Source organism: Pseudomonas syringae (genome assembly GCF_021606685.1).
Lineage (GTDB): Bacteria > Pseudomonadota > Gammaproteobacteria > Pseudomonadales > Pseudomonadaceae > Aquipseudomonas > Aquipseudomonas syringae_R.
The window spans coordinates 17,638-34,006 of sequence record NZ_WKCB01000032.1; the positions used below are offsets into that span (position 1 = coordinate 17,638).

The 16,369-nt window shown below is 62.4% G+C and carries 16 protein-coding genes; 8 read left to right on the forward strand and 8 right to left on the reverse strand.

The features are described from left to right. Positions 1-7 precede the first annotated feature (7 nt). Both GIW02_RS14190 and GIW02_RS14195 read right to left on the reverse strand, forming a co-directional pair. Positions 8-1,297 (reverse strand): serine/threonine transporter, encoded by a 1,290-nt coding sequence (locus GIW02_RS14190; protein ID WP_236411725.1) that lies wholly within the window; start codon positions 1,295-1,297, stop codon positions 8-10. Between the two features lie 60 nt (positions 1,298-1,357). Next, positions 1,358-2,734 (reverse strand): L-serine ammonia-lyase, encoded by a 1,377-nt coding sequence (locus GIW02_RS14195; protein WP_236411726.1) that lies wholly within the window; start codon positions 2,732-2,734, stop codon positions 1,358-1,360. Positions 2,735-2,871: 137 nt separating this feature from the next. Here GIW02_RS14195 and GIW02_RS14200 point away from each other — a divergent pair, with 137 nt between their 5' ends. Beyond that, entirely contained in the window at positions 2,872-3,819 is a 948-nt protein-coding gene (locus tag GIW02_RS14200) for a LysR substrate-binding domain-containing protein (RefSeq protein ID WP_236411727.1), read from the forward strand. Between the two features lie 212 nt (positions 3,820-4,031). Continuing rightward, complete coding sequence (locus GIW02_RS14205) at positions 4,032-4,442, forward strand: HPF/RaiA family ribosome-associated protein (RefSeq protein WP_236411728.1); 411 nt, start codon at positions 4,032-4,034, stop codon at positions 4,440-4,442. A gap of 51 nt (positions 4,443-4,493) precedes the next feature. On the opposite strand, the gene GIW02_RS14210 is transcribed toward GIW02_RS14205, so the two are convergent. After that, positions 4,494-6,002: an MFS transporter gene (locus GIW02_RS14210; protein WP_236411729.1), complete on the reverse strand. Its 1,509-nt coding sequence runs from the start codon at positions 6,000-6,002 to the stop codon at positions 4,494-4,496. 103 nt (positions 6,003-6,105) lie between these two features. Between GIW02_RS14210 and GIW02_RS14215 the strand changes: the two genes are divergently transcribed. Then, entirely contained in the window at positions 6,106-6,978 is an 873-nt protein-coding gene (locus GIW02_RS14215; protein WP_236411730.1) for a LysR family transcriptional regulator, read from the forward strand. Here the strand turns inward: GIW02_RS14215 and fecA are convergent, their stop codons facing one another. From fecA to GIW02_RS14230, 3 genes are all read right to left on the reverse strand, one after another. After that, a complete protein-coding gene (gene fecA / locus GIW02_RS14220; RefSeq protein WP_236411731.1) occupies positions 6,979-9,315 on the reverse strand; it encodes a TonB-dependent Fe(3+) dicitrate receptor FecA in 2,337 nt (778 codons plus the stop codon). 90 nt (positions 9,316-9,405) lie between these two features. After that, positions 9,406-10,347: a FecR domain-containing protein gene (locus GIW02_RS14225; RefSeq protein WP_236411732.1), complete on the reverse strand. Its 942-nt coding sequence runs from the start codon at positions 10,345-10,347 to the stop codon at positions 9,406-9,408. After that, on the reverse strand, positions 10,344-10,832 hold the full coding sequence (locus tag GIW02_RS14230; protein WP_456361644.1) for a sigma-70 family RNA polymerase sigma factor: 489 nt from the start codon (positions 10,830-10,832) through the stop codon (positions 10,344-10,346). The genes GIW02_RS14225 and GIW02_RS14230 overlap by 4 nt, the downstream gene beginning before the upstream one ends. Positions 10,833-11,014: 182 nt before the next feature. Here GIW02_RS14230 and GIW02_RS14235 point away from each other — a divergent pair, with 182 nt between their 5' ends. The 5 genes from GIW02_RS14235 to GIW02_RS14255 are packed head-to-tail and all read left to right on the forward strand — an operon-like array spanning position 11,015 to position 14,777. After that, positions 11,015-11,317, forward strand: a complete 303-nt coding sequence (locus GIW02_RS14235) for a DUF3649 domain-containing protein (protein WP_236411734.1) — start codon at positions 11,015-11,017, stop codon at positions 11,315-11,317. Beyond that, positions 11,314-12,888, forward strand: a complete 1,575-nt coding sequence (locus GIW02_RS14240; RefSeq protein ID WP_236411735.1) for a PepSY-associated TM helix domain-containing protein — start codon at positions 11,314-11,316, stop codon at positions 12,886-12,888. The genes GIW02_RS14235 and GIW02_RS14240 overlap by 4 nt, the downstream gene beginning before the upstream one ends. Further along, complete coding sequence (locus tag GIW02_RS14245; protein WP_236411736.1) at positions 12,889-13,215, forward strand: DUF3325 domain-containing protein; 327 nt, start codon at positions 12,889-12,891, stop codon at positions 13,213-13,215. Between the two features lie 9 nt (positions 13,216-13,224). Then, entirely contained in the window at positions 13,225-13,803 is a 579-nt protein-coding gene (locus GIW02_RS14250; RefSeq protein WP_456361645.1) for an RNA polymerase sigma factor, read from the forward strand. Beyond that, complete coding sequence (locus GIW02_RS14255) at positions 13,800-14,777, forward strand: FecR family protein (protein WP_236411737.1); 978 nt, start codon at positions 13,800-13,802, stop codon at positions 14,775-14,777. The genes GIW02_RS14250 and GIW02_RS14255 overlap by 4 nt, the downstream gene beginning before the upstream one ends. Here GIW02_RS14255 and GIW02_RS14260 read toward each other — a convergent pair whose 3' ends face one another. Next, the gene (locus tag GIW02_RS14260) at positions 14,778-15,131 is read right to left on the reverse strand and encodes a glutaredoxin family protein (protein WP_236411738.1); all 354 of its coding nucleotides are present in this window, start codon (positions 15,129-15,131) and stop codon (positions 14,778-14,780) included. Then, positions 15,131-16,135 (reverse strand): nucleoid-associated protein YejK, encoded by a 1,005-nt coding sequence (yejK, locus tag GIW02_RS14265; protein WP_003171997.1) that lies wholly within the window; start codon positions 16,133-16,135, stop codon positions 15,131-15,133. Before yejK ends, GIW02_RS14260 begins: the two co-directional genes overlap by 1 nt. Positions 16,136-16,369 lie beyond the last annotated feature (234 nt).

A 16,369-nucleotide genomic window follows, 5' to 3' on the forward strand; every position in this document is an offset into this window, starting at 1 on the left:
AGCTATTTCAGGGCACTACCGAGAAAACGATCGCAGACAGCGCAATCAGCCCGATCACCACCACAAACACGTTCGACACCTGGCCCGAATACTGGCGCAAAGATGGCACTCGACGGATCGCGTACATCGGCATCAGAAACAGCAGGCACGCGATGATCGGCCCGCCCATGGTTTCGATCATGCCCAGGATGCTCGGGTTGAACGTGGCCACGGCCCAGCAGGTGAGGATCATGAACAGCGCGGTGCTGCGCTCCAGCCATTTGGCCGACATAGAGCGGTTGCGCCCGCGCAGGGATTTGACGATCAGGCCCTGGAAACCTTCGCTGGCACCGATGTAGTGCCCCAGGAAGGACTTGGTAATCGCCACCAGCGCGATCAGCGGGGCGGCGTAGGCGATCACCGGGGTCTGAAAGTGGTTGGCCAGGTACGACAGGATCGAAATGTTCTGCGCCTTGGCGGCTGCCAGGTCAGCGGGCGAAAGAGCCAGTACGCAGCTGAAGCAAAAGAACATCACGGTCAGCACCATCATGCCGTGGGCGGTGGCCAGGATGCCGCTGCTTTTGCGCTCGGCAAGCGGCCCGTACACACGTTTCTGGTCAACAGCGAACGCGGAGATGATCGGCGAATGGTTGAACGAGAACACCATCACCGGGATCGCCAGCCACAGGGTCTTGAAGAATATCGGCAGCGGCATGCCCTCGCTGGCGGAGGCGAAGAAGGCGCCGTTCCAGTTGGGGATCAGGCTCAACGCCAGCAACAGCAGCGCGGCGACAAACGGGTATACCAGCATGCTCATGGCCTTGACGATCACGCCCTGGCCGCAGCGCACAATGGCCATCAGACCGAGGATCAGCACCAACGACAGGATCGCCCGGGGCGGCGGGGCCATGTGCAACTGGTGTTCCATAAAACTGCCGAGGGTGTTGGTCAGCGCCACGCTGTACACCAGCAGGATCGGGAAGATCGCGAAAAAATACAGCAGCGTGATCAGCTTGCCTGCGCCCACGCCGAAGTGTTCTTCGACCACTTCAGTGATATCGCCGGTTTTGCCTGACAGCACAAAGCGCGTCAGCCCACGGTGGGCGAAGAAGGTCATCGGGAAGGCCAGCAGCGCCAGCACGATCAGCGGCCAGAAGCCGCCGACGCCGGCGTTGATCGGCAGGAACAAGGTGCCGGCGCCGATGGCGGTGCCGTAGAGGCCGAGCATCCAGGTGGTGTCGTGTTTGGTCCAGCCGGTGGTTACGGGGTTTTCTACTTCAACAGGATTTTCGGCAGCAGGTGTACGTACATCGGTCATCGTTATTGCCTCGTTATTATTTTTGCGCGGGCTCACGTTGGGACGGTCAGGGAATGCTCCTCAGCACTCCACCCAGCTCACGGCCAGGCCGCCCCGTGAAGTTTCTTTGTATTTGTCATGCATATCGGCGCCGGTATCGCGCATGGTGCGAATCACCCGGTCGAGGGAAATGAAATGTTTGCCGTCACCGCGCAGGGCCATTTGCGTGGCGTTGATTGCCTTGACCGCCGCGATGGCGTTGCGCTCGATGCACGGCACCTGCACCAGGCCGCCCACCGGGTCGCAAGTCAGGCCAAGGTTGTGTTCCAGGCCGATTTCGGCGGCGTTTTCCAGTTGTTCGGGCGTGGCGCCGAGGATATCGGCCAGGCCAGCGGCGGCCATCGCGCAAGCCGAGCCGACTTCGCCTTGGCAGCCGACTTCGGCACCGGAGATCGAGGCGTTTTTCTTACAGAGGATGCCGACGGCGGCGGCGGCCAGGAAGAAACTCACTACATCATCGTCGGACGCGTCGGCGTTGAACTTCATGTAGTAATGCAGCACCGCCGGGATGATCCCCGCTGCGCCGTTGGTGGGTGCGGTGACCATGCGCCCGCCGGCGGCGTTCTCTTCGTTGACGGCGAGGGCGAACAGGTTGACCCATTCCATCGCCGATAAGGTCGAGGTGATGACATTCGGTTTGCCGATTTCCAACAGGCTGCGGTGCAGTTTCGCGGCGCGGCGCGGCACATCCAGGCCGCCAGGCAAGATGCCTTCATCGCGCAGGCCTTGCTCGACGCATTCGCGCATTACCGACCAGATATGCAGCAGGCCGCTACGGATCTGGTCGTCGCTGCGCCATGCGCGTTCGTTGGCCATCATCAGTTCCGAAACGCGCAGACCGTGCTTGTTGCACAGGGCCAGCAGCTCAACGGCGCTGGAAAAATCGTAGGGCAATTCCACGTCGCTGGTCGGCGCAATGCCTGATGCCGCTTCAGCTGCTTCGATGATGAAACCGCCGCCCACTGAGTAGTACGTCTGCTCGCTCAGCAGGCCGTTTTCGCCATAGGCATGCAGGGACATGGCATTGGGGTGGTAGGGCAGGCTTTCCTCCAGCAGCAGGAGGTCGGTGTGCCAGTTGAAGGCAATTTCCTGCTTGCCTGCGAGCAGCAGGCGACCGCTCTCACGCAGTTGCTGGATACGCGGGTTGATTGAGGTGGGGTCGACCTGGTCCGGCCATTCGCCCATCAGGCCCATCACGCAGGCGCGGTCGGTGGCGTGGCCGACGCCGGTGGCGGACAGCGAACCGTATAAGCGCACTTCGACACGGCGTGTATCACTGAGTAACTGTTGGTCGGTCAGGGCTTGGGCAAAGGTCGCCGCCGCCCGCATGGGGCCGACGGTATGAGAGCTGGATGGGCCGATGCCCACTTTGAATAGATCGAAAACACTGATAGCCATGCTAAAGCCTTACAAGCAATGGAGTAAAAATCGCTGCCATGTTTTGTAGGACGAGCGGAATTGGCGCGATACTGAGCCTCTGGATCGGCACTGACCAACGAATTATCCTAAGACACCCTTTAGCAGGACTAAACGCTATGACCCGACCCCTCCATGGTCAGACTTACGTCTGGTTGCACGTTTTTTCCTGCGCGGCACGGCATTTGTCGTTTACCCGTTGCGCTGAAGAACTGCACATCACGCCCGGGGCGGTGAGCCAACAGATTCGTCAATTGGAAGAGCGCCTGGGCTTCCGGCTGTTTCATCGACGGGCGCGTGGCGTGGAGCTAAGCGCCGAGGGGCAACGGTTGGCGACCACGGTGGGAGAGGCCTACGGCAGCATCGATGCGGAATTGCAGCGGCTGGACGCGGGGATGATCAGCGGCACCTTGCGCTTGCGTTCCATCCCGTCCTTTCTCGGTAAGTGGCTGACCCCGCGTTTGCCGCGCCTGCAGCAACGCTTCCCGGATATCCAGCTGCGCATGGTTGCCGAAGACAGCAGCATCGCCCTGCATGAGGGTGATTTCGACTTGGCCATCGATTTGAACGACGGCAGCTACCCCGGCCTGTTATCCACAGCCTTGCTGGATGAGCAGATTTTCCCGGTGTGTGCCCCCAGCCTGTTGCGCGGGCGCCCGCCGTTGCATGGCCCGGCCGACCTGGTGCATTTCCCGTTGTTGCACGACATCACTGCCTGGCGTGGGAGTTATGAGTACGCAGAGTGGGAGTTTTACCTGAGTGCTATTGGCTGCCATGACGCCGACGTACGCCGTGGCCACACGTTCAACCGCAACCACTTGACCATCGAAGCCGCCATCGCCGGCATGGGCGTGGCCATTGCGCGGCGGACCTTGCTCAATGATGAGCTGGAGCGCGGCACCTTGATCGTGCCGTTCGGCCTCGCGGTACCCAACCACAAACGCTACGTGCTGCTGTATGCGCCGGGCGCGTTGAGCCATCCGGGCGTGCGGGCGGTGCATGACTGGCTGGTGGAGGAAGCGGGGATATTTCGCGGATTGCACCCGTTGGGAGAGGGGCAATTGTAAGGATTGCGAGGCGTAAGAAGATGTAACTAACTCCCCACCCTACCAGCGTTTTCGCTTGTAGTCAGAGTTAATTTGTAATGTGGGATTTATCTTTGCAAAGGGGTTGAATTGTTCTTCCGAGTGCTCAATTGTGTAATCAAGAGGTCATGGTTTCACCACCCTGGTGTCGCAGTTGTGACCTCTCGCGAGCTAGCTGAAATAAGGGAAGAACTATGCAAATCCAAGTCAATAGCGATAACCATATTGAAAGCAGCATCCGACTGGAGGAGTGGGTACGTACTACCATTGAGAGCACGCTCGAACGTTATGAAGAAGACCTGACTCGTGTCGAGGTCTACCTGCGCGACGAGAACGGCGACAAGCCCGGCCCCCATGATTTGAGTTGCCGCCTGGAAGCGCGGCCAAAAGGCCATCAACCGCTGTCGGTATCTGCCAAGGGCGATACCCTGGAACAGGCGATCGATGGGGCAGCCACCAAGCTGGACCACGCGTTGGAACATCTGTTTGGCAGACTGCAAGGCAAGCCCCGCGCTGCCGCGAAAAACCAGCCAATCAACAAAGTGAATGAAGACGCGCTGGAAGAGGAATTCCTGGAAAACGAAAACGCTGCAATCAACGGCTGACCGTTTTTTAACCCCCCACAAACGGGCCTGCACATGCAGGCCCGTTTTCGTTCAGCGGCGACGGAAAAAGTACCCGCTCAGCATCGCCAGCCCGCACGCCCCGAACCCGGCAAACAGCATGGCCCACCCGGCGCCGTGGCGCAGTGCTGCCTGGGCATCGTTGAAGGCCAGCCCCGGAGAATCCAGCTTGCCGGCTGCGATAGCCTGGCTGATGGCCGGCCAGTTCTGCGCCGTGCTTGCCGGCAGAATCGCGGCCAACTGATGGCTGATCCCCAGCAACAGCACCAGGCCCATCAGGGCAATATTCAGGGCCAGGGTGATCAGCCGCGCACTGAGGTCGATGCCTGAGGCCATGCCCGCACGGTCTGCGGACACGGAGCCGGTGGTGGTGTTGGTGGTCGGCGAGTTGGTCAACGCCAACCCTGCGCCGGCGATTCCGCAACTGACCAGCACCAGCGCAATGCTCGGATGCGCGGTGCGATTGACGGCGGCCATGAGCAAAAAGCCCGCACCCATCAGGCCCAGGCCGAGGGGGATGATGCGCGCTGCGTCATAGCGCAGGGCCAGGCGTTCAGTCAAAGGCGGCACCAGCAAGGTGGGCAGGGTATAGGCGAGCAGCGCACTGCCGGTGGTCAATGTGTCGTAGCCCAGGCCGGCCTGGAAATACAACGGCAGGTAGATCATGAACGGCCAGAAGCTGAAGTTCATGCCGATCGAGCCCATCAGCGCGCCATTGAAACGCTGGATGCGGAACACCGAGAAATCGAACATCGGGTGTGTGCTGCGACGTTCGATCACGACAAACAACAGCAGTGCAGCCATCGCCAAACCTGCCCAGCCGAGCATGGCCGGGGTGTGGAAGCCGTTCTCGCTGCCTTGGGTGATGAAGTACACCAGAGCGAACACCGCCAGCGTCAACGTGAGCATGCCGGCGATGTCGAGCCGATGCCCAGCCGGGTCGCGGGACTCCTGCACACTGATGCGCAGCAGTATCAGGGTGAACAGGGTCAGCGGCACATGCACGAGAAATACCCAGCGCCAGTCCGCGACGGCCAGGATCAACGCACCCACCATCGGCCCGAAACCCAGGCCTACGCCGGCAATCACTCCCCATATCGCGAACGCGCGCGCCCGTGCCGCCGGCTCGCGGAACTGGTGCGACAGGATCGCGAACTGGCAGATCATCATCGCCCCGGCACCGATCCCCTGTGCGAACCGCGCCGCGATCAGCGTGGAGGCATCATTGGCCAACCCACAGGCCAGCGAGGCCAGGCCGAACAGCCACAGGCACATCACCAGCATGCGCTTGCGGCCAAAGCGATCCGCCAGGGTGCCCGCCGCCATCAGCACACTGGTGCAGGCCAGGGTGTAGGCGTTCATGATCCATTGGGTGTCCTGAAAGCCCGTGCCCAGTGGGTGTTCGAGGGTGGGCAGGATCACCGGTACGCTGGATATTTCCAGGCCGAACATCAGCGCCACCAGGCACACGGCGGTGAGGGCGAGGCCATCTCTGGCGGTGCGCGTGGGGTTGGCGGCCGATAACGTGGCGGCGGGTGGCATGGGATTCTCCTGTGGATGAGTGTCGGTTTAGTTTCAGGGGAATCTGGTTCTTTATTCGTGATAAGTTTTCCTTCTATCAGGGAATTCAGAGCGACAATCTTCCATGACCACTCCGCGTTTTGATGGCGTTGAACTGTTTTTGCACATCGTCGAAAGCGGCAGCCTGACCGAGGCCGCCGAGCGCCTGAACCTTACGCGCTCGGCCGTGGGCAAGGGCCTTGCGCGGTTGGAGGCGCGACTGGGCACCTGCCTGTTGCAACGCTCTACCCGTCGTCAGCGTCTGACTGAAGACGGCCAGGCCTATTACGAGCATTGCCTGCGCGCACTGGCTGAACTGGAGGCTGCCGAATCGGTATTGGAAAGTGGCCGGCAGCAGCCGCGCGGGCGGCTCAAGGCAAGCTTGCCGCTGGCCTTTGGTCACCACTATGCGGCGCCTGCGTTGTGGGGCTTGATGGATCGCTATCCAGAGCTGGAGATCGAGGTGTCGTTTTCCGATCGGTTGATCGACCTGGCCCAGGAAGGTGTGGATGTGGCTGTTCGGATCGGCCCGCTGCCCGACACTGACCGCCTGAGCGCGCGGCGCCTGGGCGAGCAGTCCGTGGCGTTGGCGGCTGCACCGGCCTACCTGCAGCGCGTCGGGCCGATCACGTCGATCGAAGACCTCGCCGGCCTGCGAGGCATCGCCTACCGCAGCAATACCCCGCACCGCGCGCGTGTGGCCTCGCCGTTGATGATGGACGACCTGCAAGCCGTGGCCGACGCCGCTGTCGCGGGTGTGGGCCTGGCCTGGTTGCCGAGCTGGCTGATCGCTCACTACGTGCTGCGCGGCCAACTGGAACCGGTGTTGCCGGGCTACCGCGAGCAGCCTTCACCGATTCATGTGATCTGGCCCACGGCGGCCCATATGCCGGCCAAGACGCGCTGTGCGATCGACGCGTTGGTGGCCGGCACGCCTTCGTGCCTAGCGGGTAGCTGATCAGAACGCGATGGAGGTCTGCACGTACACCGTGCGCGGTTCGCCGACGTATTTGCCCTTGTTGTTATCTTCGAACGAGCGGGTGAAGTACTGCATGTTGAAGATGTTTTTCACACCGACCGCCACGTTTAGGTCTGACAGTTGCGGGCCGAAGTCGTAGGCCGCGCGGCTGCTGAACAGCATGTAGCCGGGGATGCGCCCGTTGGCGCCGTTGGCGGTTTCGGCCTGGGTGTTGGCGTTGTCGGCAAACTGGCTGCTCTGGTAGCTGCTGTCCAGGTTGAGTTTCCAACTGCCTTGGGTGTAACCCACGCCCAGGGTGCCTTTGTGCTTGGACGAGAAGGGTACGCGGTTGCCCTTGTTCGGGCCGTCTTCGCGGATGGTGGCGTCCACGTAGGCGTAGGTGGCGTACACATCGAAGCCGGCCAGCGCCGGGCTCAAGCCGTCGAGGGCATAGTTGACGCTGGTTTCGATGCCCTGATGACGGGTTTCGCCACGGGCGATCACCGAATCATCGGTCTGGTTGCTTTCATACTGGTTATCGAAGTTGATCAGGAACGCGCCGATCTCGGCACGCAAGGTGCCGTCGTCATAGCGGGTGCCCAGTTCCCAGGTACGGGCTTTTTCCGGTTTCACTTCGCCGCTGGGAACACGTTTGGCCATCTGGCTGTATTGCACGCTGCCGAACGAGCCTTCGGTGTTGGCGTAGAGGTTCCAGCTGTCCGTGAGGTGATAGAGCACGTTCAGCGCGGGCAGCGCCGTGTTGTAGTCACCTTTGTAGTTGAGGTTGTTGATGGAGTCGGTTTGCTGCGATTTGATCATTTCATAGCGAATGCCCGGGGTGATGGTCCACTTGCCGATGTCAATCCGGTCATCCACGAAGAAGGCGTTGGCTTCAGTGCTGCCGCGTGTATCGCGGTCGTTGCGACTGTCAGTCGTGGGGATCTGCTGGTCGGCGCTGATCGGCGTGCGGTAGCGCAGTTCGTGCCCGGCCTCGTTGATGTAGCGGTAGCCGACGCCCACTTCATGGCTGGTCGGGCCAAGGTCGAAGCCCTGGGCAAAGCGAGTTTCGAGGCCGCGTACCCAGTATTCGCGAGGGGACAGCGAGAGGAAGGTGCCCTGGTCCAGGTAACCGCTGCGCAGGGTCTTGGTGAAGAAGCTGTTGACGGTGAATTCGCGGCGGTCCTGCTCGTAGCGATAGCCGACGTTGAACATCGTGCGGCGGCCCCAGAACTTGTCGTAGGGGCGGGTGGATTGATAGGGGTTGGCCTTGTAGTCCGCGACGTTCAAGCCACCCGGCATGTCGGCCTGGCCTTCGTAGTACTGCGCCATGGCGTTGAAGCTGTTGGCGTCGTCGAGCTGGTATTTACCTTTCAGGATCAGGTCGTCGATGCGCGTGTTGCTGTTTTCGCGCCAGTCGCCGCCACGGGTGCCGGAGTACAGGAGCGCGCCGCCCAGGCCATTGTCGGCGGTGCCGCCGGCCAGCAGGTTGCCGGTGGTCTTGAAACCGTCATGGCTGGAGGACGGGCTGGTTTCGGTCTGCACGCCGCCTTTGACGGTGGGCGCATCCGGAATCGCGCGGGTCACGAAGTTGACCACGCCGCCGACGTTCTGCGGGCCGTAGCGCACGGCGCCGCCGCCACGTACCACGTCTACCGCGTCCATGTTGCCCATGCTGATCGGGGCGAAGGACAACTGCGGCTGGCCATACGGCGCGAACGGCACCGGAATGCCATCCATGAGTACGGTGGAGCGCGACGCCAGGCGTGGGTTGAGGCCGCGGATACCGAAGTTCAGCGCCATGTCGTGGCTGCCGGTGCCGTTGTTGTCCGGGGCGTTGACGCCGGGGATGCGGTTGAGCACATCCTTGGCCTGGGTGGCGCCCTGGCGTTCGAATTCTTCACGGCGGATCACATCGCGCGCGCCGGGGTGTTCGAAGACGTTGGTCTGTTCGGCATCGCCGAGCCAGTCGCCGACCACGCTGGAAGTGGCCAGTTCGACGCTCGCAGGGGCGTTCGCCGGTTGCAGGCTGAACGCGTTGTCACCTTCGGCGCGGGCTTGCAGGCCGGTGCCTTCCAGCAACTTCCGCAGGCCTTCGGCGGCGCTGTAATGGCCGGACAGGCCACGGCTCTGCATGCCCGCCGTCACTTGGGAACCGAACGAGATCAGCACACCCGCCTCACGACCAAACTGGTTCAGCGCGGCTTCCAGTGTGGTGGGGGCGATGTGATAAGGCTTGGCGTCGGCGGCCATTACCGCAGGCAATGCGCTAAAACTGAGGCTGGCGCCCAGTAACAGGTGGCGCAAGGTGCGGGCGATCAGGGTGGGTTGCTGGGGCATGAAGAGCGGTCCTGAGAAGGAAGGATCAAGGTGGCTTTCCTTCTCTGTCACGCGAGGTGTGGAAAACGGCTCACATTATTTTAAAAAAATTCAGACGCGTGCCTGCACCGTCACCCAGTAGCGCGTAAAACGCCGGACCTTGACCGGCAGACTGACCTCCAGCAGGTCGAGGATGCGCTCGCTGTCGTCCAGCGGATAGCTGCCGGAAATCAGCAAGTTCGCGACCTGCGGGTCGCAATTGAGCTGGCCACGACGGTAGCGTCCGAGTTCGGCGAGGAAGTCTTCCAGGCGCATGTGCGCGGCCATCAGCATGCCATCGGCCCAGGCGCCGCTGTTGGCGTCGGTGGCGCGCGGGGTGTCCCAGCCTTTACGGGTGAAATTGACTTGGCGCGATGCGTCGACGCTTAACGGCAGGCCGCTGTAGTTATTGGGCATTACCTCGACGTGTCCGTCGAAGACCGCCACTTGGGTGTGGTCGTTGAACTGGCGCACATTCATGCGCGCGGCCTGGCTGGTCAGCAGGCCCTGACCGGTGAGCACCTGCAGCGGCGTAGCGCCGGCGGTGCCGGTCAGCAGAATCTCGCCTTCGAGCAGACGGATCAGGCGTTGCCGGCCATCGAAATGCACGTCTACCGCGCTGCCGGTATTGAGTTGCAACTGGCTGCCATCGGCCAATTGCACCTTGCGCCGCTGGCCGATGGGGCTGCGGTAGTCGGCGCTGAGTGGCGGCAGGATATGTTGCTGGCGCAGGCTCCAGGCGGCAGCCGAACCGGCCCCCAGGATCAGCAGCAATTTGAGCGCCTGGCGTCGGCTGCGCGATGCCGGCGCGTTGAGCGCCGCGTGGGCCAGGGGCGAGGGCATGCCGCGCAGGCGCTGGTTGACGCGCTGGATATGGTCCCACGCGCGCTGATGCTCGGTGTGCGCATTCAACCACTGCTGCCACGCGGCTTGCTGGCGCGGGTTGAGTGCGCCTTGCTGCATTTCCAGCAGCCAGTGCACGGCTTGTTCGGCAACCTGTGTCGAGAAATTCATAGGGCAAAGTAGCAGCGCATGGCGGCTTTGTTCAGGTGGCGTTTGACGGTGGCGATGGAGATGCCCAGTTCGGCGCCGATTTGTGCATAGGTCAGGCCATCGAGCTGGGCCAGCAGGAAGGCGCGTTTGACCTGGGTGGGCAGGCCGTCGAGCAGTTGGTCCAGCTCCATCAGGGTTTGCAGGATGATTGCGCGTTCTTCTTCCGAGGGCGCCACGTGCTCGGGCATTTGCGCCAGCGCATCGAGGTAGGCGCGCTCGAGGTCCTGGCGGCGGTAGAAGTTGAACAACACGCGCTTGGCAACGGTGGTGAGGAACGCGCGAGGTTCGATCAGCGTTGGCTCTTCGCGGGCGCTGAGCACACGGATAAACGTGTCTTGCGCCAGGTCGGCGGCACTTTCCGGGCAGCCGAGCTTGCGTCGCAACCAGCCGGTGAGCCAGAGGTGATGGTCGTTGTACAGCACTTCGACGGTGTTGGACGGGCTCAACGCGATCTCCCTTAGCGACATGCCTGCACGCCGGGCATGCTTTAGAGAACAAGAATTGTTCGCATTGTAGGCGGCGTGAAGGGCTTCGGCAATCAGGCAAGGCAGGTGTTTCATCTGTTCTTTTTTGCTTATGAGAATATTTATCATTAATATTGCGTGCTGATGAACCTGGCGCCTCCCGCATGAAAAGCAAAACCTCACTGCCCGCCTCCTATCGCCTCGCCGTCACCTCGCGCGTGTTGGCGGCTGTTGTCGGCGGTTATCTGATGGCCTCGCTGGCGGCCGTCTGCCTGGCGCTGTGGATGCCCACCGCCCGCGCTGATGCGGTCATCACCGGGATGATGAGTTCGTTTGTGTTCTATCTGCTGGCGGTGCTTTGGTGCTTTGCCTGCCGAACGGCATGGCGCGCGTGGTTCGGCGTGATGCTGCCCAGCGCGGCGTTCGCCACCCTGGCAGGGATTGGGTTCTGGATGGTGCGCACATGAAAGAGGGCTTTCGCCAAGCCATGGCGTGGTTGCACACCTGGGCCGGATTGATCTTTGGCTGGCTGCTGTTTGCGATTTTCCTGACGGGCACCTTGTCGTATTTCAAAGATGAAATCAGCCACTGGATGCAGCCAGAAGTGCAGGCGCACCCGGTGGACGATGCGCGCAGCCTGACCGTCGCCCAACATTACCTGCAACAGGTGGCGCCGACGGCCGCGCGTTGGTTCATCACCTTGCCGGACAGTCGCGACCCCGGCCTGTCGGTGATGTGGCAAGACAAGATCGACCCTTCCAAGCGCGGCAACTTCATCCAGAAAACCCTCGACCCGGTCAGCGGCGAGGCGGTGCAAGCCCGTGAAAGCATGGGCGGCGAATTCTTTTATCGTTTCCACTACCAATTGCAGATGCCTCATCCGTGGGGCCGCTGGCTGTCTACTCTCGCCGCGATGGTGATGCTGGTAGCGCTGATCACCGGCATCATTACCCACAAGAAAATCTTCAAGGACTTCTTCACCTTCCGCCCCCGCAAAGGCCAGCGTTCCTGGCTCGACGGGCACAACGCGGTGGGGGTGCTGGTGCTGCCTTTCCATTTGATGATCACCTACAGCAGCCTGGTGATTTTCATGAGCATGGTCATGCCCGCGCCGATTTTGGCCTCCTATGGCAACGACACGCGCGCGTTCTTCAACGAGGTGTTCCCGGCCACCAACAACGCCCCGGCGCTCGGTCAGCCAGGCACTCTGTTGCCGTTGGTGCCGATGTACGAGCAGGCGCGGGCGCACTGGGCGGGCGGCCACGTGGGGCGCATTGCGGTGAATAACCCGAGTGACGTGAACGCGTCAGTGAATGTGTTCCGGGCAGGTTCCGACCGCGTTGTGCATGATTTCGGCAGCGCCGTGTCCTTCAATGGCAACACCGGCCAATTGCTGCGGGTGAGCGGCGAGCAATCGTTACCAGCGGTCATCGGTGGCAGTTTCTACGGCCTGCACATGGGCCATTTCGCCGGCCCGGTGCTGCGCTGGCTGTACTTTATCTGCGGGCTGGCAGGCACGGCGATGATTGGGACGGGGCTGGTGATCTGGCTCGGCAAGCGCCAGCTCAAGCACGCCAAAACCGCAGTGATGCCCTTTGAGCTGCGGTTGGTGGAAGTGCTGAACATCGCCAGCATGGCGGGGCTGATGCTCGCGATTGCAGGGTTTTTCTGGGCCAACCGTTTATTGCCGGTAAGCTTCGCCGAGCGCTCCGATTGGGAAGTGCAGACCTTCTTTATCGCCTGGGGCCTGAGCCTGCTGCACGCGATGCTGCGTCGCGGCCGCCGGGGCTGGGTCGAGCAGTTGAGCCTGGGCGCGCTGCTGTTTATCGCGATTCCGCTGCTCAACGCGCTGACCACCTCCAACCACCTCGGGGTGTCACTGGTGACTGGCGACTGGGCCATGGCCGGTTTCGACCTGACCTGCCTGGCCAGCGGTGTGTTCCTCGGCTGGGCGGCCTGGAAGATGCAGCACCGCGCGGCGCCTCAGCCCAAGGCAGAGCGGGCGCGGGCGCTCAACCTCAAGCAGGGGGCGCACTGAATGCTCCTCGCCTTGCTGATGTGTTACGCCGGGTTCACCGCCTTGTGCCTCTCCACCGACCGCCATCACGGCGAGCTGCTGCACAGCAAACCCTCACCGCGGCGGCGCCTGGGGCTGCGGGTGTTGGGCTGGTTGCTGCTGAGCGTGTCGATCTGGCCGGCGGTGCAGGTTGCCGGTTGGAGCCAGGGCTTGGTGGAGTGGTGTGCGGTATTGATGCTCAGCGCCCTGTTGTTGGTGCTGTTGTTGCCGTATCGGCCACGGTTGGCCTTGATCCTCGCGGGCGTCGGCCTGCTGGCCAGTCCCGTTGCGGCCTTCGCCACACTCTGAGCCCCTGACATGATGATCAGCACCCCGCCTGAATCCCCGGACAGCCATCACGCTGATGCGCCGGGCGGGCGTGCGCATTTTCTGCAAGTGTTCCTGTCCCAGCGTTCGCAGATGGAAGCCTTGGTCAACCGGCGCGTGGGGTGTCGCGCCACGGCGGCCGACCTGGTGCAGGACCTGTTCCTGCGCTTCTGGCGCCGGCCGCTGGTGCAGGTTGAAGAACTCAGTACCTACCTGCTGCGCTGCGCCGGCAACATCGCCATCGACCACTTGCGCAGCGAAGGCGCGCGGGTGCGCAGCAGCGAAGGCTGGCTGCCCGAACAGCAAGACCACCAGGGCTCCGAACCCCAGGCCGCACTGGAAGCGGGCAATGACCTGCGTCATGTCGAGGCCGCGCTGCGCAGCTTGCCTGAGCGCACCCGGCAGATTTTCCTGCTCAACCGTATCCACGGGCGCAAGTACGCGCAAATCGCCAAGGCCATGGGGTTGTCCCAAAGTGCCGTGGAAAAACATATGATGCGTGCCCTCGAAGCCTGCAAGGCCAGCCTTCGCGAACCATCACCCCCACGCACGCCAGGGAAAGCACCGTGAACCTCACCCCCACGCCCGACCAGGAACAAGCGGCACTGGCCTGGCTGAGCCTGCTGCATGACCAGCCCAGCAGTGGCGACCAGGCCACCTTCAGCCACTGGCTGCGCGCCGACCCTGCGCACGTCGAGGCCTATGCCCGCGCCCAGGTGCTGTGGGAGTTGAGCGAAGTGCCGGCGCGCACGCTGGCGGACGAAGACGCCCTGGCGTTGCAGGGTTACCTGAATGCGATGAACCCCTCGAAACGCTCACGGGTGATGCGCGGTGCTGGCGCCCTGGCCATGGCCGCCTGCCTGCTGCTGATGGTGTCCATGGGCGCCGGCTGGCAGCCTTCACGCTGGGTCGATGACCTGGGCGCAGACTACGTGACCGCGCCGGGCGAAGTGAGAACCGTGACCCTGGCCGATCAGTCTCATGTCACCCTGGATGCCGACAGTGCCATCGCGGTGGATTTCAGCCATGGCGAGCGGCATATCCACTTGCGCCGTGGTGCAGGATTTTTCAGCGTGACCCACACCGGCGAGCCGTTCGTGGTGGAGGCGGGCAGTGGCGAAACGCGGGTGCTGGGCACCCAGTTTGAAGTGCGCCTGCAACCGGCGGGCGCCCAGGTGACGGTGTTGTCCGGTCGGGTGGGGGTGACGCCTTCCAGGCAGGGCCAGCAGCAAATTCTTACCGCGGGCCAGCAAGTGGCATACGCCGAGGGTGTCGCAGACCCTCTGCACGCGGTCGACAGTGAATCGCGCCTGGCGTGGCGCGACGGCTGGCTCAACTACTACAAGGCGCCATTGGCGGACGTGGTTGAGGACCTGGGCCGTTACTACCCGGGCCGAATCCTGTTGCTCAACAAGGCGATGGGCGCCAAGCGCGTCAGCGGCAGCTTCCCGAGCAAAGACCCGCAGGCGGTGCTGAATGCCTTGCAGGCGGTGCTGGGGTTTGAACAGCACAGCCTGCTGGGGCGGGTGATCGTGGTGCGCTGATTACTGCGCCAGCGCAGCCATGATCTGGTCGGGGCTGTAGTCGCGGATCAACGTGCCGTTCACATCCACAAACGGAATCCCGCCGCCGCCCAACGCCTCGTACGCTTTGCGCGCCTGGGCGTCTTTCTCGATATCGACGGCCTGGTAGGGGATGCCCTTCTGGTCCAGAAAACGCCGGATCTGCTTGCAGTAGCCACACCATTCGGTGGCATACAGCACCACCCGTGCCGACGTCCGCATGTGTTCGGGCGCCACCTGCGACGGGTTGAACAGCCGCTCGATCTTGCCCCAGTTCTGGATGACCACCACCACCAGCAACACCAGCAGGACTTTCTTGAGTACCCCGCCGAGCATCAGTTGCGGCGCTTGAGCTGGTCGGTCAGTTGGGTCGGCAGGCCTTTGATGATCAGCGTGCCGGCGGCCTCGTCGTACTCGATCTTGTCGCCCAGCAAGTGCGCTTCAAAGCTGATGGACAGGCCCTCGGCGCGCCCGGTGAAGCGACGGAACTGGTTGAGCGTGCGCTTATCGGCCGGGATTTCCGGCGACAGGCCGTAGTCCTTGTTGCGGATGTGGTCGTAGAACGCCTTAGGCCGATCTTCATCGATCAAACCCGACAGTTCTTCAAGGCCCATGGGTTCGCCAAGCTTGGCCTGGCTGCTGGCGTAGTCGACCAGGGTCTTGGTCTTTTCGCGGGCAGATTCGTCCGGCAGGTCTTCGCTTTCAACGAAGTCGCTGAACGCCTTGAGCAGGGTGCGGGTTTCGCCCGGACCGTCGACGCCTTCCTGGCAGCCGATAAAGTCGCGGAAGTACTCCGAGACCTTCTTGCCATTCTTGCCCTTGATAAAAGAAATGTACTGCTTGGACTGCTTGTTGTTCTGCCACTCGGAGACGTTGATGCGCGCCGCCAGGTGCAGTTGGCCCAGGTCAAGGTGGCGCGAAGGGGTCACGTCCAGCTCATCGGTTACCGCCACGCCTTCACTGTGGTGCAGCAGGGCGATGGCCAGGTAGTCGGTCATGCCTTGCTGGTAGTGGGCAAACAGCACGTGACCGCCGGTGGAGAGGTTGGACTCCTCCATCAGCTTCTGCAGGTGCTCGACCGCCGTGCGGCTGAAGGTGGTGAAGTCCTGGCCACCGTCGAAATACTCCTTCAACCAGCCGCTGAACGGGTGCGCGCCGGACTCGGCATGGAAAAAACCCCAGGCCTTGCCTTGTTTGGCGTTGTAGCTCTCGTTGAGGTCGGCAAGCATGTTCTCGATGGCGGCGGACTCGGACAGCTCCGAATCGCGGGCATGCAGAACTGCGGGTGTGCCGTCGGGTTTTTTGTCGATCAGGTGGACGATGCAGTGACGGATCGGCATAGGCTTCTCGGCTGGTTGAAGGGGAGCGGTTGGCCTCCCCGAAAAGTCGCCCAGTGTACCGCACCCATTGGCCAAGGCACGCGTCGAAGGGTGTTTTGGCTACCCTCCCACAGCCCATATGCCTTTTTTTCACGGTTTAGAGCGATAAAGCTGACCAAATGGGTAGGTAGAAGCGGATATTTCCCCGTCTCTGTGCTAGTTTTGCCCCGTCTTACGCCAAGTCTCGGCGTTAAG

Bases quoted from the DNA above. Each gene is read 5' to 3' on its own strand.
- GIW02_RS14190 (WP_236411725.1), bottom strand. From the start codon at position 1,297: ATGACCGATGTACGTACACCTGCTGCCGAAAATCCTGTTGAAGTAGAA.
- GIW02_RS14200 (WP_236411727.1), top strand. From the start codon at position 2,872: ATGACCCGACCCCTCCATGGTCAGACTTACGTCTGGTTGCACGTTTTT.
- GIW02_RS14210 (WP_236411729.1), bottom strand. From the start codon at position 6,002: ATGCCACCCGCCGCCACGTTATCGGCCGCCAACCCCACGCGCACCGCC.
- fecA (WP_236411731.1), bottom strand. From the start codon at position 9,315: ATGCCCCAGCAACCCACCCTGATCGCCCGCACCTTGCGCCACCTGTTA.
- GIW02_RS14215 (WP_236411730.1), top strand. From the start codon at position 6,106: ATGACCACTCCGCGTTTTGATGGCGTTGAACTGTTTTTGCACATCGTC.
- GIW02_RS14235 (WP_236411734.1), top strand. From the start codon at position 11,015: ATGAAAAGCAAAACCTCACTGCCCGCCTCCTATCGCCTCGCCGTCACC.
- GIW02_RS14250 (WP_456361645.1), top strand. From the start codon at position 13,225: ATGATGATCAGCACCCCGCCTGAATCCCCGGACAGCCATCACGCTGAT.
- yejK (WP_003171997.1), bottom strand. From the start codon at position 16,135: ATGCCGATCCGTCACTGCATCGTCCACCTGATCGACAAAAAACCCGAC.
- GIW02_RS14225 (WP_236411732.1), bottom strand. From the start codon at position 10,347: ATGAATTTCTCGACACAGGTTGCCGAACAAGCCGTGCACTGGCTGCTG.
- GIW02_RS14260 (WP_236411738.1), bottom strand. From the start codon at position 15,131: ATGCTCGGCGGGGTACTCAAGAAAGTCCTGCTGGTGTTGCTGGTGGTG.
- GIW02_RS14245 (WP_236411736.1), top strand. From the start codon at position 12,889: ATGCTCCTCGCCTTGCTGATGTGTTACGCCGGGTTCACCGCCTTGTGC.
- GIW02_RS14205 (WP_236411728.1), top strand. From the start codon at position 4,032: ATGCAAATCCAAGTCAATAGCGATAACCATATTGAAAGCAGCATCCGA.
- GIW02_RS14240 (WP_236411735.1), top strand. From the start codon at position 11,314: ATGAAAGAGGGCTTTCGCCAAGCCATGGCGTGGTTGCACACCTGGGCC.
- GIW02_RS14195 (WP_236411726.1), bottom strand. From the start codon at position 2,734: ATGGCTATCAGTGTTTTCGATCTATTCAAAGTGGGCATCGGCCCATCC.